This window comes from Pantoea phyllosphaerae (genome assembly GCF_051025595.1).
In the GTDB taxonomy this organism is placed as follows: domain Bacteria; phylum Pseudomonadota; class Gammaproteobacteria; order Enterobacterales; family Enterobacteriaceae; genus Pantoea.
The window spans coordinates 175,829-199,813 of record NZ_JBPFDE010000005.1; the positions used below are offsets into that span (position 1 = coordinate 175,829).

Below are 23,985 nucleotides of genomic sequence, written 5' to 3' on the forward strand. Positions count from 1 at the left end.
CCGCCTCATCGCGGAGGGGGACGCCCGGTCGATACCTCCCGCGCGTTAACGAGGAGGCAAACCGCTTATCGGGCGGCGCGACGACGCAGCAGCCAGCCCATGGTCAGCATAACAAACCATAGCGGGGTCACCATCAGCGCCTGACGGGTATCCTCCTGCAGCGTCAGCAGCACCAGCACGAAGGCGAAGAACGCCATCACCACCCAGCACATGAACTTGCCCAGCGGCATCTTAAAGCCCGACGCCGCGTGGCGCTCCGGATATTTCTTGCGGTAAGCCAGATAGCTGCACAGGATAATGGTCCAGACGAACATAAACAGGATCGCCGACACCGTGGTCACCATCGTGAACACCGTCATCACGTCCGGGATCAGATAAATCAGCGCGACGCCTGCAAGCAGGCAGAGGCAGGAGAAAAAGAGTCCGGCAGTCGGCACCGCACGCGCGGAGAGTCGACCGAAGGCGCGGTGCGCCACGCCCTGCTGCGACAGGCCGTAGAGCATACGGCTGGTGGAAAAGATGCCGCTGTTGGCGGAAGAGGCCGCTGAGGTCAGCACCACAAAGTTCACGATGCTGGCCGCCGCCGGCAGGCCGATCAGCACGAACATCTCAACAAAGGGGCTGCGATCCGCCAGCACCTGCGTCCAGGGGGTCACCGCCATGATGACCATCAGCGCCAGCACATAGAACATAATCACGCGCAGCGGAATGGCGTTAATGGCGCGCGGCAGCACCTTATGGGGATCGTGCGTCTCCGCCGCCGCCGTGCCGACCAGCTCAATGCCGACAAAGGCGAACACCGCAATCTGGAAACCGGCGAAAAAGCCGCTCAGCCCTTTCGGGAACAGGCCGCCGTGATCCCAGATATTGCTCAGGGACGCGGTGCCGCCGCCTGGCGACGGATAGTGCAGGGTCACCAGCACGATGCCGGTGATAATCAGCGCCACGATGGCGACGATCTTTATGATGGCGAACCAGAACTCCATCTCGCCGAACATTTTGACCGTGGCGATATTCAGCGCAAGGAAGATGAAGACGCACAGCAGGGCGCTCATCCATACGGAAAAGCCGGGGAACCAGAGCTGGAAATAGGCGGATATCGCCACCACGTCGGCAATGCCAGTCACCACCCAGCAGAACCAGTAGGTCCAGCCGGTAAAGTAGCCCGCCCAGGGGCCAAGCAGATCGGCGGCGAAATCGCTGAACGATTTGTATTCCAGATTGGAGAGCAGCAGCTCGCCCATCGCGCGCATAACAAAAAAGAGCATAAAGCCGATGATCATATAAACGAAAATGATCGACGGGCCCGCAAGGCTGATGGTTTTGCCGGAGCCCATAAACAAGCCGGTGCCAATGGCGCCGCCGATGGCGATAAGCTGAATATGACGGTTATGCAGATTACGCCGCAGCTTGTCAGGATTCTCCTGCCCGGCAGCGGCTTCTTTTATTTGATCAACCATAAAATCGTTCTTCCTGTCTGGATGTTGTGTCAGCTCTGCTGGCTGTTTGCGATCGCTTACCTGGAGGCAAGTGGGCATAAGATAGAGGAATAAGACAAAAGCTCGCTAATTTTTTTGTACAAATGCGACCTTTACGTCTTATTAACATGTCAGAAAATCTTTACGCAGCACAAACTTGCGGCACAACGCAGCTGTTTTAAGCGAAAAGCGTCGTTTCCGACGCTAAACCGGCGCGTAGCTTCTACACTTTTGTTCTCTAAATCAAGCTGCTGCGAGAGGGAGAATGCGTACGATTATTCTGCTGCTGGTACTCATCGCCGTTGGGTGGTGGAGTCTGCCGTGGCTAAAACAGCATCTGCCGCCCTCGTTCAATCCCTTTACGCCGCTGGCGGTCACCGATCCGCCCGGCTGGATGACGCGCTACAAACTCAAGCGGCTGGCTGGCGATCCCGCGGCCTGTCTCGACGTGATGCGCCGCGCGCAGCTGGCGGGCCTGGTGACGTTTAGCGCGCGTCCCGCCGTTACGGGCGCCTGCCCGCTGCCTGACCCGCTGCGCATCCAGCGGTTCGGCAAGGTCAGCCTGAGCAGCAGCTTTCTCGCCAGCTGCCCAATGGCCGTCGCCAGCACGATGTTTGTGCTGCGCAGCCAGCAGCGTCTGGCGCAGTCTGGCGCATCGCTGACGCGCATCAACCATGTCGGCAGCTACGCCTGCCGCAATATCTATCACCGCACCGAAGGGCGCTTAAGCGAGCATGCGACCGCGGATGCCTGGGACGTCACCGGCTTTCATCTGGTCGATGGACAACGTCTTGAAGTGGGGAAAAACTGGACACAGCCGGAGAACAAGTCGGCTCTGCTGCATCAGCTCTGGCAGGAGGGGTGTAATAACTTTGGCAATGCGCTGGGACCAGATTATAACGCCGCGCATGCCAGCCATTTTCATTTCGGTATGCGCGGAACCGGATATTGTCGTTGAATTAGACTGCCGGGTTCAGCCCACGTTTAATCAGGAAATGATTGGCAGGCCAGGAGAATATAAATCCGGTCAGCATCCCGAGCTGCAGCATAAACCAGAAAGCCGCCGTCAGCGGATTAATCTGCTGATGAAGCACAAATTTTAGGGCCAGGCTCATAAAGAGGAAAATACCCGCCTGATAAACCAGCAGCGGGAACGTTTCGGTGCGAAAGGCGATCAGCAAGGCGCGCCATATGGAAAATGTTTCGCGCTGCCTGATCGCCATAAACTGTAAAAAAAGACCGCTAATCAGAGAAATAGTCAGACAGATAATTGCCTGCATCCAGATCGGCGTAGCAAAATGAGAGTGGTTTAGCAGGGTGATAATCGGAATAGTAATCAGTTCGCTAAAAAGGCAGGCTGCCGCAGAGAGAGAAGTGGTAATAAATATGGTTTGCCAGCCAGCGTATTGATGAATTTTTTGCGGAACCAATAGCGCAAGTTTAAGATGACGCGAAGGTTTTCGACCAAGATACCACCAGGCTAGCCAGCCAAAGAACGGCATGTAAAGTCCGGTCAGAGGCCAGATAATGTTCATTATCCCGACAGGATGAGGATGGCGGAATATATCCTTAAGGATCATCAGAGCGGTACAGGCTCCTAATACCAGGAAGGGCAATGCCAGCTGATTCAACATAGTGTTTCCCACCTGCAAAGGTAAAAAGCGCATCCGTAACAACGGCCGAAGGCAGCCAGAGGCCTGCATGCCGCGCGAAAGGCGTCGATAAAGCGTCTATGGCTAAGCTTAGCCCAATTGCAACACAAGTCAGCAATCGATGCTTAAGCGAACCGGCAAAAAAAACACGCATTTCCACCCCTGCCGGCGTTTTCGCTTTAGAATACCTTAACGCTATGTTTACAAATAAATTGCGGATCTAAACTAATTTAACTTAATAGCGATGCTGAATGATGGCCGATGGGTGAAGAATTTATTGTTGTGCTGCAGATTGAATCTCATTAAGAAAAATCTTATTCTGTTTTTTCAGCGGCGTCACTGCTGAGAATGAGATTCTCTTTCGACAGGCGCAGAAATTATGTTTTAAGTAAAACACGCACAACCGGACGTGACGTGGTTTTTACTGGTATGCCTGTTTCTTTCTCAACAAAACTTTTTTCGCTTATAAAATTAATTTTTTTAAATGCACAACCTCAATAACCAGACGCGTCAGCGTGAGGATAACGCCGAGGCAATATGACTAACGAAAATTATTTCGTCTGGCGCCGAGAGACGGAAAAAGAATTTCAGGCTCTCACTTCAACAGAAGAATTGAAGACGCTTATTCAGACACAGGTCGTGTCATTAGGGTTCGACAGCTATTCCTTTTTGATTCAGCATCCTGTGCCTTTTACCCGGCCGCGTATTTTTTTGCATAGCACCTATCCGCCTGCCTGGATTAAACGCTATGAAGAAAAAAACTATTATGCTCTCGATCCCGTGTTAACGCTATGCCAGCAGCCTGGACGCGGCCTCGAGTGGACGCACGACCTTTTCACCAATGCCGGTGATTTGTGGAAAGAGGCACAGGAGCACGGGCTGAACAGCGGATTTTCCTGCTCCGCCATGGCATCAAATCGCGCCATTGGTATATTATCTATAGCATCCCGCCTGGCAAGCAGGACGCAGCATCAGCACGTCGAGCTGGAAGTGAAACTGCACTTTCTCGCGGAGCTGAGTTTGCGTGCGCTCCAGCGTTTTTCCGATGATGCGCTAATGGTGCTAAAAAATGATTTTAGTCAGCGCGAGCTAGAAATTTTGAAATGGACCGCGGAGGGTAAAACCTCGGCTGAAATTTCGCTCATTTTAGCTATCTCGCAGCATACGGTAAATTTTCACCAAAAGAATATGCAAAAGCGATTTAATGTTTCCAATAAAACCCAAATTGCCTGTTATGCGGCGGCGATTGGTCTGATATAGAAAAAGGCAACTACTAAATTTAGTAGTTACGTTGCCGAAGGTAGTTGTCTACCCTGCGCCGGGACTTTGCCAGGCAGGCGTAGCGTAAATCAGTGCAAACATGAGGATGTCAGGGGCGCATGATGAAAATAATTCAAACCCAGTTAAAGGATATGCCGTCCTCTCTGCTGGCCGAGTTGGGCAGCTACCGTTATAGCGTATTTGCGCGTGGAGAAGGCTGGTCAATTCCACCGCGGCTCAGCACGCCGGGTCAGGAGTATGACCGTTTTGATCGTTCGGATGTCATCTGGCTACTGGCATGGAGCGCGCGCGACGGCATTAGCGGCTGCGCGCGGCTGATGCCGTGGCATGAGCCCGCCCAGAGCGAAGGGCTGGTCGTGCCGTTCAGTCATGAAAAAGTGTGGGAGATGTCGCGCTTCTCGGCGAAGCTGGAAGTGGACGCTGAGCTGCCGTTCAACCTCTTATGGCACGCCGTACAGCTCGCCGAACTCAACGGCATGGAGTATTTGATCAGTTCGGCGACGCCGATGCTGGAGAAGATGTTTGAGGATCATCAGGTCGCCTATGAGCCGCTCACGCCGGGGTTGATTCAGTCGGAGGACAACCTGTTCGCCATTCGTATTCCGGTGACGCAGCCTGCGCTGGCAGAAAAGTATCGCGGGACGCGACGCTTCAGCCCAGAGGAGGTGTTGCCGTCACTGGGTGTTTCTGTTAACTGGCAGTCGCACACCTGAGCGCGCGCCCCCGCGTCAGGCGGGGGCGAAGGCATCACTGACGATAAGCGGTTTTAATCTGTTTAATGGTATTGCTAAACACTTCCGCCTGCGGCTTATCACCCAGGGTCTGCACGTAGCGTTCCATATTAATAATTACTTTGCCGGCGTCTGCCTGGCCCATTCCTTTCAGAATCAGCGTCACCATCATTTTCAGACAGGCGACTTCATCAGCCAGCTTTAGCGTATCGTGCGAGGTCACAAACTCTTCATCGCTCATCGTGTTCTCCTTGGGGGTTAATCGATCGTGCCGGCATGTTCCGCACAGCCGTGCAAAAGTATATCACAGCACGCTATTTAGCTGCGCAAGCGAAGCGTCAGCGCGGTTGATTCATCAAGAGGAGATGATTTAAAGCAGCAGGTGAATAATTTTCACCGATTGCTGGTGCGACAATTAGACGTAGCTCGATATTTTGCCTGCGGTATAATTTAAATGTTTGAAATTAAACGATAAAAATAATTGACAGGGCAATCATAATTTATACGGCATGCCTGTTTAACAGGTGGTCTGGAAAGCCTTGATGTAAATCATTGAATACGGTCAAACATTCAGGCTGTTGATGTTCATCAGGATGAAAAGCAGGTATCATGCGCGGATTCATTATCAGAATTATTCCTCATTTTAGCTTGCGGAGTGCTCCCCGTTGATCAGTGTTCTTCTTGTGGATGACCATGAACTGGTACGCGCCGGTATTCGACGCATACTGGAAGATATGAAAGGTCTTGTGGTCGCGGGAGAGGCCTGTTGCGGCGAGGACGCGGTGAAATGGTGTCGGACACATCAGGTCGATGTCATCCTGATGGATATGAACATGCCCGGCATTGGCGGCCTGGAAGCGACGCGCAAAATTGTGCGCTTCAATCCCGATATCAAAATTATCATGCTGACTATCCACACCGAAAACCCGCTGCCCGCGAAGGTGATGCAGGCGGGTGCGGCGGGTTATCTCAGCAAAGGCGCCGCGCCGCAGGAAGTGGTGAACGCTATTCGTTCCGTGCACGCAGGCCAGCGCTATATCGCTTCCGATATCGCCCAGCAGATGGCGCTGAGCCAAATTGAGCCGCAAAAAGCGGAATCGCCCTTCAGCTGTTTGTCGGAAAGGGAATTGCAGATTATGCTGATGATCACCAAAGGGCAAAAGGTGACGGAAATTTCCGAGCAGCTCAATCTCAGTCCTAAAACCGTTAACAGCTATCGTTATCGCATGTTCAGCAAGCTGAACATCAGCGGCGACGTAGAGTTAACGCATCTGGCCATTCGACATGGCCTGTTCAATGCGGAGCCGTTAATCAGTAGTGAGTGAAGTTTTCAACGCCAAAGCCTTTCTCAGCACGGTGACCAGCCAGCCGGGCGTGTACCGCATGTACGACGCTTCGGACACCGTGATCTATGTAGGAAAAGCCAAAGATCTTAAGAAGCGCCTCAGCAGCTACTTTCGCAGCCATGTCGGCAGTCGAAAGACTGAGGTGCTGGTCAGCAACATCCATCATATAGACGTCACCGTTACGCACACTGAAACGGAAGCGCTGCTGCTCGAGCATAATTACATCAAGCTCTATCAGCCGCGCTACAACGTGCTGATGCGCGATGATAAATCCTATCCGTTTATCTTTCTTAGCGGCGATACGCATCCGCGCCTGGCCTACCATCGCGGCGCAAAACACGCGAAAGGCGAATATTTCGGCCCGTTCCCGAATGGCTATGCGGTGCGTGAAACCCTGGCGCTGATGCAAAAGGTCTTTCCGATTCGCCAGTGTGAAAACAGCGTCTACCGTAATCGCTCCCGACCCTGCCTGCAGTATCAGATTGGACGCTGCCTGGGGCCGTGCGTCGCGGGGCTGGTGAGCGAAGAGGAGTATGCGCAGCAGACGGAATATGTGCGGCTGTTTCTCGCCGGTAAAGATGACCAGGTGTTGAACATGCTGGTGAAGCGCATGGAAGAGGCGAGCCTCGGGCTGCGCTTCGAAGAGGCGGCGCGTCTGCGCGACCAGATTCAGGCGGTGCGCCGCATCACGGAAAAGCAGTTCGTCTCTAATCAGGGCGACGATCTGGACGTAGTAGGGGTCGCCTATGACGCTGGCATGGCCTGTCTGCACGTGCTCTTTATTCGTCAGGGCAAAGTGCTGGGCAGCCGCAGCTACTTCCCAAAAGTCCCGGCCGATACCGAGCTGGCAGAGGTAGTGCAAACCTTCGTCGGCCAGTTTTACCTGCAGGGCAGCGAAGCGCGCACCCTGCCAGGCGATATTCTGCTGGACTTCGACCTGCCGGAGCGCGAACTGCTTGCCGCGTCGCTGAGCGAGCTGGCGGGTCGACGCGTGACCATCCAGAGCAAACCGCGCGGCGACCGCGCGCGCTACCTTAAGCTGGCGCGTACCAACGCGGCGACGGCGCTCACCACGCGGCTATCGCAGCACTCCACTATTCAGCAGCGGCTGGCGGCGCTGGCGCAGTTTCTCGAGCTGGACAAAATCCACCGCATGGAGTGCTTCGATATCAGCCACACCATGGGCGAGCAGACCATCGCATCCTGTGTGGTATTCGACGCCAACGGGCCGCTGCGCAGCGACTATCGACGCTACAATATTGAAGGCATCACTCCGGGCGATGATTATGCGGCGATGAATCAGGTGCTGCGACGCCGCTACGGTAAAGCGCTGGAAGAGGACAAAATACCTGACGTCATTCTAATCGACGGCGGCAAGGGACAGCTGGCGCAGGCAAAGCAGGTGTTTGCCGAGCTGGACGTTGAATGGGATAAATCGCGACCGATTTTACTGGGCGTGGCAAAAGGGAGCGATCGTAAAGCGGGCCTCGAAACCCTCTTTTTTGAAGCGGAAGGCGAGGGCGTTTCGCTGCCGCCGGACTCTGCAGCGCTGCATGTTATCCAGCATATTCGTGATGATGCTCACAATCATGCAATTTCGGGCCACCGAAAAAAACGGGCGAAAGTAAAGAATACCAGCGCGCTGGAGAGCATCGAAGGGATTGGCCCAAAACGTCGCCAGCAGCTGCTTAAGTATATGGGCGGCCTGCAACCCTTGATGAATGCCACGGTGGAAGAGATTGCCAATGTACCCGGCATTTCGTTCGCGCTGGCGGAAAAAATATACCATTCGCTAAAACACTAGCATTGAAACAGGTGAGGCAATGTAGGAACATAGGGGAAATTCTACCCATTCCAGACAGTTACCGGCATATGCAATTTAACATTCCGACGTGTCTCACCCTGTTTCGAGTCGTCCTGATTCCTTTCTTTGTGCTGGCTTTCTATCTGCCATTCTACTGGGCGCCGTTCGCCACCGCGCTGATTTTCGTGGTCGCTGCGGTAACCGACTGGTTCGACGGCTTTCTCGCCCGTCGCTGGAAGCAAACCACGCGCTTTGGCGCCTTCCTCGATCCCGTGGCCGATAAGGTGATGGTGGCGATTGCGCTGGTCCTGGTCGCGGAATACTTTCATTCATGGTGGATTACTCTGCCAGCCGCAACCATGATTGCGCGCGAAATTATTATTTCCGCGCTGCGCGAGTGGATGGCGGAGATTGGCAAGCGTAGCAGCGTCGCCGTCTCCTGGATCGGCAAGGTGAAAACCACAGCGCAGATGCTCTCGCTGGTGGCGCTGCTGTGGCGTCCCGATACCACGGTTATCGCCGTGGGCGTGGTAGCGCTTTATATCGCCGCCGTGCTGACATTCTGGTCAATGTTTCAGTATTTGAGCGCTGCGCGCGGCGATCTGCTCGATAGCTGATCGAAGCGACTTAAAAAGCAGCAAACGGACGCACTGTGAAGATAATTCTGTTGACTCAGTGCGTCAGGTCAGTAGAATGCATCGCATCGAACGGCAGCGAGGCTGCCAGAAGATAAGCAAAATCAGCAAGTTCCATTAGATTGCTGAACAATGCGGGAATAGCTCAGTTGGTAGAGCACGACCTTGCCAAGGTCGGGGTCGCGAGTTCGAGTCTCGTTTCCCGCTCCAGATTTGCAGGTCAGGAACCCCTGACGGCACAGCGGATAAAGGCGCGTTGGCAGAGTGGCCATGCAGCGGATTGCAAATCCGTCCACCTCGGTTCGACTCCGGGACGCGCCTCCACTTTATACCCTGCCCGGGTGGTGAAATCGGTAGACACAAGGGATTTAAAATCCCTCGGCTTATGGTCGTGCGGGTTCAAGTCCCGCCCCGGGCACCATATCTGTCGATTTAGAAAAACCAAATTAAAACAAAGCAGTAGTAAGCAATGTCGTGACCGCCTTCGGGGCGGTTTTTTTGTGCTTACCGTTTCCGCCTAACATCATTTTTTGCTGACTGACTAAAAATTCACTCTCACTGATTACCGACTACCGGCACTATCTTTACTTTGCGATCGTAGCGCGCCGTTTGCGAAATGGATTTATGACCGGAAATATTCTGCTTTTTCCGCAGCTTGCCATCCCGATCCGATATGCCTTTTGCCTTGATATCGTGAAACGTGAAATCAAGCTGACGTTCAGCGCGTACAGCAGATGCTGCTGAGCGCGCTTTTGCCCAGGCGCTATGGAAAGCGTCGCGCGTGTATTTGCCGCCGGTGCTTTGATGCAGGACATACAGGCTGCTGAGTCCAGGTTTAAGCGGCAACGCTTCGGCCATGGCGATCCCCGCACGCAGTCGATCCGACCATGCTTTAATCTGCTTTTTGTTGGTTTTATGCTGGCAGATAAAAATCCCTTCCTCCAGCAGCTGGCCGCGCGTGAGCTCCAGTACATCTTTTTGCCCAGACGGCAGGCAACGGCGAATCGAGAGGGCAAAGTGATATGGAGCCCCCGGCGGCAGGGTAAAACTCATATTTTGTCCGCCCGCGATAAACGCGGGGCGGCAGGGCATTGATGGAAGTTGGTAATAACGGGATATGTGATAGCCTGGATAATAACGATACTTGTAATAATAAAATTTTATAAAACGTTTTAGTTTTACTTTTGATCTGCCAACACCAGCCCGGCTAATGCCGGGCATTTTTTTCTTCTATTTAGTCTAGTGTGGCCTTCTATGCACAGCAACGGTCATTCCATGAATCCCGAAAAATGATATTTCCATCCGTGTATTTCCATGTAATAGCCTCATAACGTAATTCCAGTGTTTCCAGGTGGGTACTGCTCATGCCGTTAGGGGCAAGGTACGGGGAAACCGTTGTGATTTTGACGTTTTCTAAAATGATATTGAAATATTCAGACTCGATACCCGATTCCAAAATACGATACATTTTTATTGTCGCTTTATTCATAGGGCGGCCCTGACATACGGCACGGTAAAGAAGCGGCGTAGTCTGATCGAATTCTTTGACTATCATTATAGGCTGGTGAACGCGCGTACCTGTCAGTTTTCCCCAGCTGGGATCTACCGGAATAGTGACACCATGAGAGAATGATTTTACTCGATGGAGCCTAACCGAAGTGGCATCATGCAGCTACCGACTATAGGGGAGCCGTTTTCATCTTCTAGCCATAAATGTGCTGGAGTAGCCATGTATAATTTCCTTATAAATATGCTGTAAAGGTTACCATTTTGCAAAAATCGTTATCAATATGATAAATACCGGTATTGGCCATAAAGGGCCGTCTGGAAAAAAATGTAAAAGAGTGAATGAAAAAATCACCGTTAATGCGGCAGGGCCATAGTAAGTAAGAGAGGTTTTGAAAAATCCCTTTATAGAAATTTTAAGAATTTTTTTCATTTATTAAATCACCCAGTCATCTTTTGAATGATGCTGATTACATCCCGATCTGATGTTCCTGTATTAAACGCTTGCGCTCTATCAAATAAAAATTCGATCAGGAAAAACATCATTTCCAGTTCTTGAGTATATAGTGCGTCATAATAACCAGGCCCAGTATAATGCAGTCGACGTGCGCTATCCGCAGCTTTTTGGACTACTCCATAGATACCAGCAATGCCAGCGAGGCCGGCAGCTTTTCCACCGATTAACGCGCTCATGTTAAGGCTTAAATTCAATCCAACAGCAACTGTAGTGGCTACAGCCAGGGCCATCCCCGCACTTGTTAGATAGCTGGCAGCAATGTGAACGTTGACCGCCATCAAACCTTTTTTTATGTATTCTAATTGATCTTTTGTTTTATATCTGAATATTTCTGCGAAATAAATTTTTAGCATGTCATAGACAACATTGCCGTGCTGGAATAGATGTAATATGCCTCGCTGGAAGCGAATATCTTCATTTTTTTGTTGAATACAGACATCCTGATACTCTTCAGTGAAGCAGGATGTGTAAAAAAGAGCACGCTTTGCGCCCGCCCCAATCATATCAATTTGATTAGATACCTCTTTTCCAGCGCCTGTTAATACGTGGTCGAGTTTTGACGCAAGTATATTATTTGCCTGTAGAAAACTTATCACTTCATTGCTGTAATACATAAACCAGTCCCTTTGGCCATTGTAACTTTACTGATTAAACAATAATGGCGCCTGTGTGTCATGTAAACATCTAAATGGCTCGTTCAATTGAATGTTTATGCGCCATTACGATTAAATATTTCCAAATTTTGCCTGGCATGGGATTATATCCACGCCAGAAAGCCCATCATAACTGGTAGAAACTTTTGGAAAATGTTAGTCAGAATTAACTTATCTTCCTGATAAATAATGTTTTGCCACGCAATTTAAAATCCCTCGGCTTATGGTCGTGCGGGTTCAAGTCCCGCCCCGGGTGCCCTGTCTGTCGATTTAGAAAAACCAAATTAGAAAAAGCAGTAGTAAGCATTGTCGTGACCGCCTTCGGGGCGGTTTTTTTGTTTCGGAATTGTCCCGCCAGCTAATCAATATAAGCGTTCCTGTAAATCGCGTTACTTTACTTCCTCACCAACAGGGGAGGTTATGATGGAAACGAAATACGCTAAAGATGCTATTCATGTGTGTCGTTTGATGTTTGGGCAGGCCGTGCTTGAGCTGCTGGCCGATGGTCAACCGTTAACTAACTGTGCGCTAAAAGAAAAGATTAAGGTGATGTTGCCCGATGGTAGACCTGAACTGGTGTATAAAACGGCGATGGAGCTGCTCAATCATTCTGTGCACTAATGATGCGCTATATCCGTTCTATCCTGACATCCTTATGCCGGGACATCGCCCGCGAGGAGTGCGGTAACGGTAAAATAAAACCCGGCGCTGGCCGGGTTTTTTCATTACGACTGCGGCTGTCCAACCGGACCTGAGCCCAGCGTGCCGCCCGGCGACGACTGACCGCTTGGCGCATGAGGACGGCCATCTGATTTAATCGCATCGCTGCGGTGCATACAGCCCGCCAGCGCCAGCACCGCCAGCGTAATGCAGATCCCTTTTTTCACGTTGTTCATCGTTGCCACCTCATTCTCCGGTATTGAAAAAAAAAGCATGAAAATGCAATGAAATTAAAGCGTAGCAGGCCAGCGTCAGCGCACCAGCTTTGGACGCATAAATAAGTGCATGGCGGTAAAAGTTGACCCGCCTCTCATCTGACGCAGCCAGGAATGCAAATCGCCGCGCGATGCGCTACTTTCTCGCCTCGACAATGCGGCACGGGCTGCAGAGACAAAAAGGAAGCGAGATGCAGGGCGTCATGAAATTTATAAAAGGCTGTCTACTGTTTGCCCTGCTGTGGGGACTGTTTATGTGGTTTTGCTTCTGGCAAAAAGAGGGGATGGAAACAGGGATGGCGATCTTACAAAGCCTCTACGCAGGCGTCATCTATCAGGCGATGACCACGCTCATTGTGCGTTTCAAGGCGCGTCGGCAGGCCTGACCATTTTAACGGCGATGCGGCCTCCGCCGCATCGCCATCATCAGCCGTAAATCATTCGAATTTGCCGGTCAGACGGCGATGAAAATCGCTGCTGCGGGTGTCCAGACCCACAATCGTTACCTGCGCACCGTGGCGCTGATAGCGGTATTCAATACCATCAAGCGCGGCCACCGACGAGGCATCCCAGATTTGCGCCTCGGTCAGATCGATAGTGACCTGTTTAGGGTCATGGCCGTAATCGAAGTGTTCAAACAGATCGTTGCTGCTGGCGAAAAAAAGCGGGCCGCGCACGCGATAGCGCACCGAGTGGCCGTCAGAGCTGACTTCGCGCTCGGCGTGGATCACGTGGGCGATACGACGCGCAAACAGCATCATGGCGGCGATCACGCCCGCCAGCACGCCCAGCGCCAGGTTGCCGGTCCATACCGTAACGCCAATCGTCAGCGCCATCACCAGCGTTTCCGACCAGGGCATGCGCCTGAGCGTGGCGGGCTGCAGGCTGTGCCAGTTCACCGTCTTCACCGCGACCACCATCATAATGCCCGCCAGCACAACCATCGGGATCTGCGCCATGACGGCGCTCAGGCCAGTTACCAGCAGCAGCAGCACCAGCCCGGCGACCAGGGTCGACACGCGCGTGCGCGCCTTGCCCAACTCGACGTTGACGATGGTCTGGCCGATCATTGCGCAGCCGGCGATGCCGCCGTAAAAGGCGGCGAAAATGTTGGCGACACCTAATCCCCAGGACTCGCGACGCTTGCTGGAGAGCGTATCGGTCAGATCGTCCACCAGCTTAGCCGTGAGCAGCGACTCCATCAGGCCGACAAAGGCGATGCTGAGGGCGGTCGGCCAAACGATTTGCAGCGTCTGCAGGCTTAACGGCACCTGGAGCGCATTGAGACCGGGCAAACCAGCGCTCATTGGGCCTTCGTCGCCCACGTTGGGCACGCGCCAGCCCATCAGCAGCGCGACGGCGGTAACGACCACGATAGCGACCAGCGGGGAGGGCACGCTTTTCAGCAGGCGCGGCAGCAGCAGAACGATTGCCAGCGTCACGGCAAACAGCAGCCACACCAGCGAGCTTTGCCCCCACACATGCGGCACCTGCGCGAAGAAGATCAGCACGCCGAGCGCATTAACGAAACCGAGCATCACCGAGCGCGGAATATAGCGCATCATGCGCGCCAGACCCGCTACGCCGAACAGGATCTGAATCACGCCGCCCAGCACCACGGCGGGCAGAATATAGGCCACGCCGTGGGTATGCACCATCGGGCCGATCACCAGCGCCACCGAACCGGCGGCGGCGGTGACCATCGCCGGACGTCCACCCAGTATTGAGAGCGTCAGGCAGAGCACGACGGACGCCACCAGGCTGACCTTAGGGTCGACGCCGGCGATGACGGAAAAAGAGATCACTTCTGGGATCAGCGCCAGCGCGGTGATCACGCCCGCCAGGCACTCGCGGGTGAGCAGGGCGGGGGAACGCAGCACGCGTCCCATGCTCAGGTCGCTGTCCACAGATGGGGCAACGTCATTCGATTGACTCATAAACTTGCAGGCTCTTTTGGATTATTCGCTCTCGCAACAGACGCGGAGCGTGCAGCAAAAATTAAGCTGGAGAGAGTACTGTCTGAAAGGATATTTTGCCAGCGATGACTGGCGGAACGGGCAGGATAACTCCATCCCTGGAGTCAGAATTATACCGTTAAATCGTCGGGGGTTTTATGCACCACCCGCTCCAGCAACTGACGATAGATATCGAGCATCGCCGGATCCGACTCCAGCTCCAGCCAGTGGATCAGTTTTGCAATAATCGCTTTATTGCTAACAGGATTACCTGCCTGAAGAATTTCCGCGATGGCTAAACCCAGCATTTCCATCTCGCTAACGGTGGTGTTGCTTGCTGCGTTAAAGCGATCGCCCATCTCTTTATCGGTTTGCGAAACAGCGTCTTGCATGTGTCAGCCCTAAACTAGCTCTGGCTTTCAAAGTGAATACCAGGTCAATTAACGATGAAAATCCCCTTACATGGACAGATGTAAAGGGTGCCAGCTCATCAAAAAAAGACCTCTGAAGGTGGAAATCCACTGACACCTTCAGAGGCGACGCAAACGCATCATTCGTTACGGAATCGTTATCCGATTCATGGGGCGTAAAGTTATACAAAGAAGGTGTACAGACACAAGTCTAATATTAAGCAATTTGTGCTATATATTAATTATCAGTAACATATAGTTGTACCTTGCCTATCAAAGCTGTACAGGTTGTTTGTACAATGAGACGCGTGTACAGCCATATGAAAAAGCACAGGGTCTTTCCCGCCCCTGTTTAGCTAAAAAGCTTTAACGTTGAGGTCAGCTTTCGAACCTGTTTTTTCTCGCCGACCAGCGCCAAACCCAACAGCCGCCACTCGCTGGCCGGGATTTGGCGCATCTGTGCGCAAAAGGCCTCATAGTCGGTAGTGGTCTGACCCTGCTCAGGAAAGAGCACCAGATCGCACGCCAGTTCGGCACAGCGTGCACGCAGCGCATCCATTTCGGCATGGGTGGCCGCCAGCACAGGAATGCCGACCGGGATAAGGCCGGGAAAGCAGCAGGCATTGGCGTCCTGTAGCGCCTCGCCGACCAGTGCGGGGTGACGCTGGCCGAGCGTCAGCGCGATAACCGCTGCGGCGTTGGCGGCTTTACCCGGGGCGAGATCGTTTTGCAAAATCATGACGCAACGAGGGTCTTGCATAGCACTTCTCCAGACAGAAAAAACGCATTGTGACCGCGTCTTTAGCCCGCGTCTGGAAGATTTGTGCAGGCCTGTTGGTAGCGCGCAGGCGTCAGATGGCAGGCGCGCTTAAACCAGCGGCCCAGATGGCTTTGATCGGCGAAGCCCAGCGCCGCAGCGACGTCGGCGGCAGGGATGCCCGCCGCCAGCTGGCGGCGCGCCTGGGATAAGCGCCACTGCACCAGCCAGGCGTGCGGCGGCAGGCCCCACTGCGCCTGAAACAGGCGGGAAAGGCGAAAGCGATCCACCTGCAGCGCCTTGGCCATCGCCTGTAAACCTGGATTAAGCGCATGATGGGCGATAAGCCAGTCGCGCGCCTGCTGCGCCAGCCGGCGATCGTTATCCGCCGCGCGCAGCTCGCTGCGCCAGAGCGGATGCTGGCTCAGCTGCAGGAACAGGCGGTCGAGCGTGGCCTCTTTGATCAAGGCCGGATGGTCGTGCCACAGCGCGTCGAAGCAGTGCCAGACGGCCCAGGCGAGCGCCTGGTCGTCGCGCAGCGTGGCGGCGAAGCGGAGTTCGCCGCCGTGGCCAGCGGTGCAGAGCGGCGACAGCTGCTGCGCCATCTGCTGCGGCGAGAGGTAGAGCATACGATAGGTAAAGCCCTGCGCATCCACGGCGTCGCCGTCGTGCAGCTCTTCCGGCTCCAGCATAAATACCGTGCCGGGCCGGCTGCGATGCTGTTTACGGCGCGAGTGAAACTGCTGCACGCCTTGCTCCGTCACGCCGATCAGATAGCTGTCGTGCCAGTGGGGATCGTAGGCGTGGCCGGTGAAATGTGCGCGGATTGTCTCGATGCCGTGCAAGGCGTCGCGGCGCAAATCTACCCAGTTACCGTTGCAGTCAGCCATAGTCGCTCCAGTTTTACCCCGTCCGGGGAGTAATATGACGCTAAATCCCGACGATACAGGCGTCATTATTTAACGTCATGTGCTATTTTCATTAGCAATTTGCTCAGCGTATAATAACGCATTCATTTAGTTAGAACCCTAATAATCAGGTCGCTACGCTTTGACTCTGCACTATAAAACCTTTACTCATCTTCTCTACCAGACCGCACACGCGTGGCGGCTGGCCGTCGATCGTCACCTTAAACACAGCGGCCTGAGCATGAGCAGCTGGATGGCGATCGGCCTTATCGCCAGCGAAACGCGGCCGCTGACCCAGACGGAGCTGGCGCAGATGCTCGGTCTTGAGGATGCCAGCATGGTGCCGCTCATCGATCGTCTGGTGAAACAGGAGCTGCTGACGCGCGTGCAGCCGCCGGAAGATCGCCGCAAGCGCCACCTGGTGCTGACCGAGAAGGGCAATCAGGCATTCGCCTTAGTGAAAAGCGAGGCAGACGCACTGCGCGCCGATCTGCTCGGCGATATCGATCCGCAGGCGCTGGCGACCACGGAACTGGTGCTGCAACAGCTGCTGACGCGTATGGGAAATATGTAGCGGTGGCACGACGCAATCCCTACGCGCAGCGCGAATGGTTGCCGCATGAAAAACCCATGCTGCCGGGATCGCCCTCAACCCCGATTCATTCGCCGCCGAAGCGGATTGCCTTTGGCCTGATTGGCCTGCTGATCTCGCTTACCGGGGCGCTCAGCAACGCGCTGGTTACCGCCAATCTGACCAACCTTCAGGGCACGTTCGGCGCCTGGTCCAGTGAAATCGCCTGGCTGCCCGCCGTCTACGTGATGGGCAACATCTCTATCAACCTGCTGCTGGTGAAGTTTCGCCAGCAGTTTGGCCTGCGCGTGTTTACCGAGGCCTTTCTGGTGCTCTATGTGCTGGTGGCCTTTTTCCATCTCTTTGCCAACGATCTCAGCTCGGCGATTATTGTGCGCACCGCCCACGGCATGGCGGGCGCCGCGCTCAGTTCGCTGGGGATCTACTATCAGGTGCAGGCGTGGCCAGCAAAGCATCGGCTGAAGGCGCTGGTGATCGGTCTGACCGTCTCGCAGTTCGCTATTCCGATGGCGCGGCTTTTTTCGTCCGAGCTACTGCAGCTGGAGGAGTGGCGCGGGCTCTATCTGTTTGAGCTGGGTCTGGCGATGATCGCGCTGGGCTGCGTGCTGGTGGTGAAGCTGCCGCCGGGCGATCGCATCAAGGCTTTTGAAAAGCTCGACTTCGTCACCTTTATGCTGCTGGCGCCGGGCATGGCGCTGCTCTGCGGCGTGCTGTCTCTGGGGCGCATCGAATGGTGGTTTACCACGCCCTGGCTCGGCGTCTGCCTGGCGCTCGCGCTGGTGCTGATCGTCGCGGCGATCGTCATTGAACACAACCGGAAAAATCCGCTGATCAATACCCGCTGGCTCAGCAGCGGCAACATGGTGCGTCTCGGCATCGTGATGATTATGATACGCATCGTGCTGGCGGAGCAGAATACCGGCGTGGTCGGCTTTTTGCAGCAGCTGGGGCTGCTTAACGATCAGATGCGCGGCCTGTCGCTGGCGATTATCGGCGGCATGACGCTCGGCATCGCCACCAGCGCGCTGACCATCCGGCCCGCACACCTCAACTGGCCGATCGTCACCTCGCTGGCGGTGATGATCGTCGCCTCGCTGATGGATGCGCAGGCCAGCCCGGTCACGCGTGCTAACAATATGTATATTAGCCAGTTTCTGCTCGGCTTCAGCAGCACCTTTTTTATGGCGCCCGCGATGCTGATCGGCATCGGCAGCGTGGTGACGCAGCCGAAAAATCTGGTGAGCTTCGTGGTGCTGTTCGGCATGAGCCAGAACCTGGGCGGTCTGATCGGCTCTGCCATCCTCGGCACCTTTCAGGTCTGGCGCGAGAAGTACCACTCCAGCCTGATCGGGGATCAGCTCTCGCTGCTCGACCCCAACGTTACGGAGCGCCTCAGCCAGTACGGCGCGCTGTTCAACAGCCAGCTGGGCGATCCTGCGCTGCTGAGCGCGCAAAGCTCCAGCCAGCTGCAGAGCGTTGCAACGCTGCAGGCGAACGTGCTGGCCTATAACGACACCTATTTACTGACGGCGGCGCTGGCGCTCATTACCCTGATGTGGGCGCTGTGGCGTCTCTCCCGTCAGCGATATCTCAACTGGCGACAGGCGCGCTTTAATCTGATGGAGCAGCGTCTGGCGGCAGCGTCACAAGCATCTACGGAGTCACGATGAGTCAGCAGGATGAACTTCAGGCGGCGGAGCGCGAGCGCGCCAACCGGCGGCGCATTCTTTCTATTGCGGCGGGAAGCGGCATCGCCATTCTTGGCGTACTGATCATTTTATACGCCTGGCAGCTCTGGCCCTTTACCAGCGCCATACAGAGTACGGAAAACGCCTATGTGCGCGGTCAGGTCACCTTTATTAGCCCGCAGGTTAATGGCTATCTCACCTCGGTGGAGGTGGTGGATCTTCAGCCGGTGCAAAAAGGGCAGCTGCTGATGACTATCGACGATCGCATCTATCGGCAGCGTGTGCATCAGGCGCAGGCGCAGCTGGCGATGAAGCAGGCGGCGCTCAGCAACAACCTGCAGCAGCGCCGCAGCGCGGAGGCCACCATCGCCAGCAACAAGGCGGCGCTGGAGAACGCCAGAGCCCAGGCGCTGAAAGGGGGCTTCGATCTGAAGCGCGTGGAAAATCTCGCCGCCGACGGCTCGCTCTCGGTGCGTGAACGCGATGCGGCGCGCGCCGCCAACGCGCAGGCGCAGGCAGCGGTGCGTCAGGCGGAGGCGCAGGTGGCGGTGGCGCAGCAGAATCTGCAAACGGCGATCGTCAATCGCGCCTCGCTGGAAGGGGACGTGGCCAGCGCCCAGGCGGCGCTGGAGCTGGCGCAGATCGATCTTGCGAATACGCGTATTACCGCGCCGGACGCCGGGCAGCTCGGCCAGCTTTCGGTGCGCAAAGGGGCCTATGTCACCGCGGGTACGCGACTGACCTCGGTGGTGCCGGACCATAAGTGGGTTATCGCCAACCTGAAAGAGACGCAGCTGGCGGATATCCGACCGGGCCTGCCGGTGACGTTCACCGTTGACGCACTTAACGGCAAACGCTTTAGCGGCCATGTGGAATTTATCTCCCCAGCGGCGGGCTCCGAGTTCAGCGCGATTTCGCCGGATAACGCCACCGGTAACTTCGTTAAAATTGCCCAGCGCATCCCGGTGCGTATCGCCATTGACGCGGAGGATATGCGCGAGCTACGCCCCGGCATGTCGGTGGAGGTCAGCATCGATACCGCCGCGCAACCGCGCGACAAGGCGGTGAAATAATGCGGCGGCTGTTGTGCGCTGGCCTGGCGGCGCTCGCGCTGGCCGGCTGCGCCACCGAGGTAGAGAAAGCGCCGGCGTCGCTGCCGATTCCGCCGCAGTGGCGTAACCAGGCTGGACCCGCCGCCGCGCCGGAAGCGGAGTGGTGGCGCGCCTTTGGCGACGACAACCTTAACCGGCTGGTGACGCAGGCGCTGCGCAATAACCTCGATATTCTCACGGCGCGTTCGCGCGTCGAACAGTATCGCGCCGAACTGCGCGCGGCGCAGGGCGACAACTTCCCGACGCTGAGCGCGGGCGTCGGCGCGACGCATCAGCGCGCGCTCTCTGCCGCTACCGGCCAGCCCTATGAGAGCGCCGTCTATCAGGGGCTGCTGCAGGCGAACTACGATGTCGACCTGTGGGGCGCGCGCCGCAGCAGCATCGCGGCCAGCGAAGCGTCGCTGGAGGCGCAGCGCGCGGCGGCGGCGGCGGCGGAGCTGACCGTCGCCAGCTCGGTCGCGTCGGGCTATCTGAGCCTGGTGGCGCTGGATGAGCAGCTGCGCGTGACCGAGGCGACGCTTGCGTCGCGCGGCAATTCGCTGCAGCTGGCGCAGCGCCAGTTCGAAACCGGCTATAGTTCGCGACTGGAGTGGATGCAGGCGGCGTCCGAGTTCCAGACGGCGAAGGCGCAGGTGCCGCAGCTCCGGCATCAGATCGCCCAGCAGGAGAACGCCCTGAGCATTCTGGTCGGGATGAACCCGCGCGAGATCGCGCGTCGGCCGCAGTTCAACCAGATTATGCCGCAGCAGATGCCGCAGCTACTGCCGTCGCAGCTGCTCAACCGGCGGCCCGATATCATTGAGGCGCAGCGCCTGCTGCTGGCGGCGGACGCCATGCTCGCCTCGTCGCAGGCGAAGCTGCTGCCCTCGCTCAACCTGACCGCGAGCGGCACCCTGCAAAGCAGCGAACTGCATCAGCTGATCGACCATCCGTTCCGCCTCTGGAGCATCGGCGGCAGCGTGCTGGCGCCGCTGCTAAACCGCGAAGCGCTGACGGCGCAGGTGGATGTGTCGATGGCGGCGCGCAACCAGGCGCTTTACGGCTATGAGAAAGTGGTGCGCAACGCCTTCTCGGAGGTGAACGACGCGATGGACGCCATTCAGCAGGGGCAGGCGCAGCTGGCGGAGCTGCAGAAGCAGGAGGAGTATGTTTCGGAGGCGCTGCGCATCGCCCGCAATCGCTATCAAAACGGTTACGCCTCCTATCTTGACGAGCTGGACGCGCAGCGCACGCTGTTCACCACCCAGCTCAACCTGGTCTCGGTGAAAAATAACCTGCTGCTGGCGCAAATCGCCCTGTATCGTGCGCTGGGCGGCGGCTGGCAGGCGCGGTAGGTCACCTACGGGCGGGGGCGAGAGCCGCCGCCTTTTTCCGCCGCCTGCTTTCAAAAAAACTGTCCGTATCAACTCGTTAGGCAAAGCCCCCCATTTTCCCGTCAATATTCGCTTGCAAAAGAAGCAAGGCTGCGCATAATCGCAAACCGTAATAATAATGATTATCAGTAAACTTAACGTTAGGGCTCGACTATGCGCCGTTCGCTTTCTTCTCCCGGATTTAAACCGACGCTGCTCGCTCTGCTGGTCAGCGCCGGTTGTTTGCCAGTGATGGCTGCTACCACCAGTGATACCGCTTCAACCCTCGACAACAGCGGGCAGACGCTGACCGTCACCGCTGCGCCGCAGAGCGATTTCAAGCCCGGCGGCGACCAGCTGGTGCCCGCTTATCTTGAAGGGCAGGTCGCGCACGGCGGCCGTCTCGGCATGCTTGGCGAGCAAAACGCCATGGACGTGCCGTTTAACATCATCGGCTTTACCTCAAAGATGATTCAGGATCAGCAGGCGAAAACCATCGCCGACGTGGTGAAAAACGACGCGGGCGTACAGAGTGTGAAAGGCTACGGCAACTTTGCTGAAAGCTATCGCATTCGCGGCTTTGAGCTTGATGGCGATGACATGACCTTCGGTGGGTTGCCTGGCGTGGTGCCGCGTCAGGTGATGGATGCCTCGCTGGTGGAGCGCGTGGAGATTTTCAAAGGCGCGAACAGCTTGCTTAACGGCGCGGCCAGCTCCGGCGTGGGCGGCCTGATCAACCTGGAACCGAAGCATGCAGAGGATCTGCCGCTGACCCGCGTCGGCGTCGATTACACCTCTGACTCCCAGATCGGCTCCAGTATCGATACCGGCCGCCGTTTTGGCGATAACAGCCAGTTCGGCGTGCGCCTGAACGCTGTCCACCGCGAAGGCGAAACCGGCGTGGACGGCGAGAAGAAAAGAACCACGGCGGTCTCCGTCGGCCTGGACTATCGCGGCGATCGTCTGCGCACCTCGCTGGATGTCGGCTACCAGGAAAAAACGTTCCATGACGGCCTGCAGGGCGTCAACATCACCGGCATCGACGTGATTCCTGCCGTGCCGTCAAACTCCCATAACTACAGCCAGAAATGGGTTTACAGCAATATGGCGTCCGAGTTCGGTATCGCGAAAGCTGAGTATGACCTGACTGATAACTGGACCGCCTATGCCGGACTGGGGGCGCAGCACGCCCATGAAACCGGCAACTACGGCACGCCGAAATTAACGAACAGCGACGGCGACGCGACTATCAGCACCTTCAACACCAACCGCATTCAGGACAACATGAGCGGTATGGCTGGCGTGCGAGGGGATTTCACCACCGGTTTCGTCACCCATAAGGTCAACGTCGGCTACTCTGCGCTCACCACCAACGCGAAAAACGCCTACAACATGTCGCTGACCGGGAGCGAGACCAATATTTACCACACCCGTGACATAGACGCGCCTGAGGCCAACTTTGCCGGCGGTAAATTCTCCGATCCGCTAACCACCGCCCGTTCACGCACGCAAGGTTATCTGCTGAGCGACACGCTGGGCTTCTTTGACGACAGGGTGTTGCTCACACTGGGTGCGCGCCATCAAAAAGTGGTGGTGCGCAACTACAACTACAATACCGGCGCCGAAGATACCTCATCGCGCTACACCAACAGCCGCTGGATGCCGACCTATGGCCTGGTCTATAAGCCCTGGCAGACTATTTCACTCTATGCGAACCACACCGAAGCGCTGCAGCCGGGCGAAGTGGCGCCAAATAACAGCACGGTAACCAATCCAGGCGCCATTACCGGTATCGCGCACTCCAGACAAAATGAAGTCGGCGTCAAGGCTGATTTCGGCCGCGTCGGCGGCTCGCTGTCGCTGTTCGATATCCGCAAGCCCTCTGGCATTATCAACGCTTCCGGCGCCTTTGCGATGGACGGCGAAGAGCGCCACCGCGGCATGGAGACCAATATTTTCGGCGAGCCTGTGCTGGGTCTGCGACTCAATGCCAGCGCCACCTGGCTTAATCCCGAAATGGAAAAAACGGAAAACGGCACCTATGACGGCAAGCAGGCGATCGGCGTACCGCGCTATAACTATGCGCTGGGCGCCGAGTATGACATCAAGCCGCTGGAAGGGCTGACGGCGACCGCCTTGCTAAACCATTCCGGTTCGCAGTGGGCCGACTCCGCCAATACCAAAAAGATTGACAGCTATACCACGCTCGATGTGGGGATGCGCTACCGCATGAAGCTCAACGAGAATGATATGGTCTGGCGCGTGGCGGTTGAAAACGTGACCAATGAAAAATATTGGGCTAACGTCGACAGCACCGGGACTTATCTGACGCAAGGCGACGGCCGCACGCTGAAAGTGGGCGTCAGCTACGACTTCTGATCCGTTAATGGGACGCGCCTCGCGTCCCGCTTTTTTTGGTCCAGGAAAAAACTAGCGGGCGGCCCAGTTTCTATTACACTGGTCGCCGCCGTAAGCCTGCGGCAATCTACCGATTCCCGTTGAGTATCTATGCTTCCACTGTCGCCGCACGATCCACAAGATGAGCCTCTTCGCCAGACAATGGACGATGCGCACTTCGCCATCGTGGTGCTTGCGGTGACCTCTGTTACGCTTATAATCTTCGTCCTGTTGGTGACGCTCTGGATGAGTTAAAAAGAGTATCGTAAGCGGCAG

General features: G+C 55.8%; 23 protein-coding genes, 3 tRNA genes and 1 pseudogene. 16 read left to right on the forward strand and 11 right to left on the reverse strand.

All coding sequences use genetic code 11. From position 1 onward, the window contains the following. Window positions 1-65 precede the first annotated feature (65 nt). Window positions 66-1,460 (reverse strand): D-serine/D-alanine/glycine transporter, encoded by a 1,395-nt coding sequence (cycA, locus tag ACR6A7_RS09275; RefSeq protein ID WP_434124601.1) that lies wholly within the window; start codon window positions 1,458-1,460, stop codon window positions 66-68. A gap of 283 nt (window positions 1,461-1,743) precedes the next feature. On the opposite strand from cycA, the gene ACR6A7_RS09280 reads away from it, so the two are divergent. Beyond that, complete coding sequence (locus ACR6A7_RS09280; RefSeq protein ID WP_434124602.1) at window positions 1,744-2,436, forward strand: extensin-like domain-containing protein; 693 nt, start codon at window positions 1,744-1,746, stop codon at window positions 2,434-2,436. Between the two features lies 1 nt (window position 2,437). Here ACR6A7_RS09280 and ACR6A7_RS09285 read toward each other — a convergent pair whose 3' ends face one another. After that, on the reverse strand, window positions 2,438-3,112 hold the full coding sequence (locus ACR6A7_RS09285; RefSeq protein ID WP_434124603.1) for a DUF4396 domain-containing protein: 675 nt from the start codon (window positions 3,110-3,112) through the stop codon (window positions 2,438-2,440). Between the two features lie 555 nt (window positions 3,113-3,667). Here ACR6A7_RS09285 and ACR6A7_RS09290 point away from each other — a divergent pair. Continuing rightward, window positions 3,668-4,390: an autoinducer binding domain-containing protein gene (locus ACR6A7_RS09290; RefSeq protein WP_434124604.1), complete on the forward strand. Its 723-nt coding sequence runs from the start codon at window positions 3,668-3,670 to the stop codon at window positions 4,388-4,390. 122 nt (window positions 4,391-4,512) lie between these two features. Then, window positions 4,513-5,124, forward strand: coding sequence for an autoinducer synthase (locus ACR6A7_RS09295; protein WP_434124605.1), 612 nt, complete (start codon window positions 4,513-4,515; stop codon window positions 5,122-5,124). Window positions 5,125-5,158: 34 nt separating this feature from the next. On the opposite strand, the gene ACR6A7_RS09300 is transcribed toward ACR6A7_RS09295, so the two are convergent. Continuing rightward, complete coding sequence (locus ACR6A7_RS09300) at window positions 5,159-5,383, reverse strand: DUF2594 family protein (RefSeq protein ID WP_033751095.1); 225 nt, start codon at window positions 5,381-5,383, stop codon at window positions 5,159-5,161. Between the two features lie 424 nt (window positions 5,384-5,807). Here ACR6A7_RS09300 and uvrY point away from each other — a divergent pair, with 424 nt between their 5' ends. From uvrY to ACR6A7_RS09330, 6 genes are all read left to right on the forward strand, one after another. Further along, a complete protein-coding gene (gene uvrY, locus ACR6A7_RS09305) occupies window positions 5,808-6,467 on the forward strand; it encodes a UvrY/SirA/GacA family response regulator transcription factor (RefSeq protein ID WP_033751092.1) in 660 nt (219 codons plus the stop codon). Further along, the gene (gene uvrC, locus ACR6A7_RS09310) at window positions 6,460-8,292 is read left to right on the forward strand and encodes an excinuclease ABC subunit UvrC (RefSeq protein ID WP_434124606.1); all 1,833 of its coding nucleotides are present in this window, start codon (window positions 6,460-6,462) and stop codon (window positions 8,290-8,292) included. The genes uvrY and uvrC overlap by 8 nt, the downstream gene beginning before the upstream one ends. A 68-nt stretch (window positions 8,293-8,360) precedes the next feature. Continuing rightward, on the forward strand, window positions 8,361-8,909 hold the full coding sequence (gene pgsA, locus ACR6A7_RS09315; RefSeq protein ID WP_033751087.1) for a CDP-diacylglycerol--glycerol-3-phosphate 3-phosphatidyltransferase: 549 nt from the start codon (window positions 8,361-8,363) through the stop codon (window positions 8,907-8,909). Between the two features lie 152 nt (window positions 8,910-9,061). Continuing rightward, window positions 9,062-9,137, forward strand: a tRNA-Gly gene (locus tag ACR6A7_RS09320). A gap of 40 nt (window positions 9,138-9,177) precedes the next feature. Continuing rightward, window positions 9,178-9,251: transfer RNA gene (locus ACR6A7_RS09325), tRNA-Cys, on the forward strand. A gap of 11 nt (window positions 9,252-9,262) precedes the next feature. Beyond that, window positions 9,263-9,348, forward strand: a tRNA-Leu gene (locus ACR6A7_RS09330). 134 nt (window positions 9,349-9,482) lie between these two features. On the opposite strand, the gene ACR6A7_RS09335 is transcribed toward ACR6A7_RS09330, so the two are convergent. The 3 genes and pseudogenes from ACR6A7_RS09335 to ACR6A7_RS09345 form a co-directional block, all read right to left on the reverse strand. Beyond that, the gene (locus ACR6A7_RS09335; RefSeq protein WP_434124607.1) at window positions 9,483-10,148 is read right to left on the reverse strand and encodes a site-specific integrase; all 666 of its coding nucleotides are present in this window, start codon (window positions 10,146-10,148) and stop codon (window positions 9,483-9,485) included. A gap of 31 nt (window positions 10,149-10,179) precedes the next feature. Then, window positions 10,180-10,658: pseudogene (locus ACR6A7_RS09340) on the reverse strand (Hcp family type VI secretion system effector). A 216-nt stretch (window positions 10,659-10,874) separates the two neighbouring features. Further along, window positions 10,875-11,564, reverse strand: a complete 690-nt coding sequence (locus tag ACR6A7_RS09345) for a hypothetical protein (RefSeq protein WP_434124608.1) — start codon at window positions 11,562-11,564, stop codon at window positions 10,875-10,877. A 459-nt stretch (window positions 11,565-12,023) separates the two neighbouring features. Between ACR6A7_RS09345 and ACR6A7_RS09350 the strand changes: the two genes are divergently transcribed. Then, entirely contained in the window at window positions 12,024-12,224 is a 201-nt protein-coding gene (locus ACR6A7_RS09350) for a hypothetical protein (protein ID WP_434124609.1), read from the forward strand. A 104-nt stretch (window positions 12,225-12,328) separates the two neighbouring features. On the opposite strand, the gene ACR6A7_RS09355 is transcribed toward ACR6A7_RS09350, so the two are convergent. Continuing rightward, window positions 12,329-12,499, reverse strand: a complete 171-nt coding sequence (locus ACR6A7_RS09355) for a hypothetical protein (protein WP_033751084.1) — start codon at window positions 12,497-12,499, stop codon at window positions 12,329-12,331. Between the two features lie 230 nt (window positions 12,500-12,729). On the opposite strand from ACR6A7_RS09355, the gene ACR6A7_RS09360 reads away from it, so the two are divergent. Next, window positions 12,730-12,924, forward strand: a complete 195-nt coding sequence (locus tag ACR6A7_RS09360) for a DUF6404 family protein (RefSeq protein WP_434124610.1) — start codon at window positions 12,730-12,732, stop codon at window positions 12,922-12,924. 51 nt (window positions 12,925-12,975) lie between these two features. On the opposite strand, the gene ACR6A7_RS09365 is transcribed toward ACR6A7_RS09360, so the two are convergent. From ACR6A7_RS09365 to ACR6A7_RS09380, 4 genes are all read right to left on the reverse strand, one after another. Next, window positions 12,976-14,475 (reverse strand): SulP family inorganic anion transporter, encoded by a 1,500-nt coding sequence (locus ACR6A7_RS09365; RefSeq protein ID WP_434124611.1) that lies wholly within the window; start codon window positions 14,473-14,475, stop codon window positions 12,976-12,978. 149 nt (window positions 14,476-14,624) lie between these two features. Then, a complete protein-coding gene (locus tag ACR6A7_RS09370; RefSeq protein ID WP_434124612.1) occupies window positions 14,625-14,885 on the reverse strand; it encodes a biofilm/acid-resistance regulator YmgB/AriR in 261 nt (86 codons plus the stop codon). A gap of 370 nt (window positions 14,886-15,255) precedes the next feature. Continuing rightward, the gene (locus ACR6A7_RS09375) at window positions 15,256-15,663 is read right to left on the reverse strand and encodes a DUF2000 family protein (RefSeq protein ID WP_434124613.1); all 408 of its coding nucleotides are present in this window, start codon (window positions 15,661-15,663) and stop codon (window positions 15,256-15,258) included. Window positions 15,664-15,704: 41 nt separating this feature from the next. Beyond that, complete coding sequence (locus ACR6A7_RS09380; protein ID WP_434124614.1) at window positions 15,705-16,550, reverse strand: AraC family transcriptional regulator; 846 nt, start codon at window positions 16,548-16,550, stop codon at window positions 15,705-15,707. A 160-nt stretch (window positions 16,551-16,710) separates the two neighbouring features. On the opposite strand from ACR6A7_RS09380, the gene ACR6A7_RS09385 reads away from it, so the two are divergent. From ACR6A7_RS09385 to ACR6A7_RS09405, 5 genes are all read left to right on the forward strand, one after another. Then, window positions 16,711-17,142, forward strand: coding sequence for a MarR family winged helix-turn-helix transcriptional regulator (locus tag ACR6A7_RS09385; RefSeq protein ID WP_434124615.1), 432 nt, complete (start codon window positions 16,711-16,713; stop codon window positions 17,140-17,142). Window positions 17,143-17,144: 2 nt separating this feature from the next. After that, window positions 17,145-18,830 carry an MFS transporter gene (locus ACR6A7_RS09390; protein WP_434124616.1) on the forward strand — a complete coding sequence of 562 codons (1,686 nt, stop codon included), beginning with the start codon at window positions 17,145-17,147 and terminating at the stop codon, window positions 18,828-18,830. Beyond that, a complete protein-coding gene (locus ACR6A7_RS09395) occupies window positions 18,827-19,921 on the forward strand; it encodes an HlyD family secretion protein (RefSeq protein WP_434124617.1) in 1,095 nt (364 codons plus the stop codon). Before ACR6A7_RS09390 ends, ACR6A7_RS09395 begins: the two co-directional genes overlap by 4 nt. Then, on the forward strand, window positions 19,921-21,294 hold the full coding sequence (locus ACR6A7_RS09400; protein WP_434124618.1) for an efflux transporter outer membrane subunit: 1,374 nt from the start codon (window positions 19,921-19,923) through the stop codon (window positions 21,292-21,294). The genes ACR6A7_RS09395 and ACR6A7_RS09400 overlap by 1 nt, the downstream gene beginning before the upstream one ends. Window positions 21,295-21,486: 192 nt before the next feature. Further along, window positions 21,487-23,691 carry a TonB-dependent receptor gene (locus tag ACR6A7_RS09405; protein ID WP_434124619.1) on the forward strand — a complete coding sequence of 735 codons (2,205 nt, stop codon included), beginning with the start codon at window positions 21,487-21,489 and terminating at the stop codon, window positions 23,689-23,691. Window positions 23,692-23,985 lie beyond the last annotated feature (294 nt).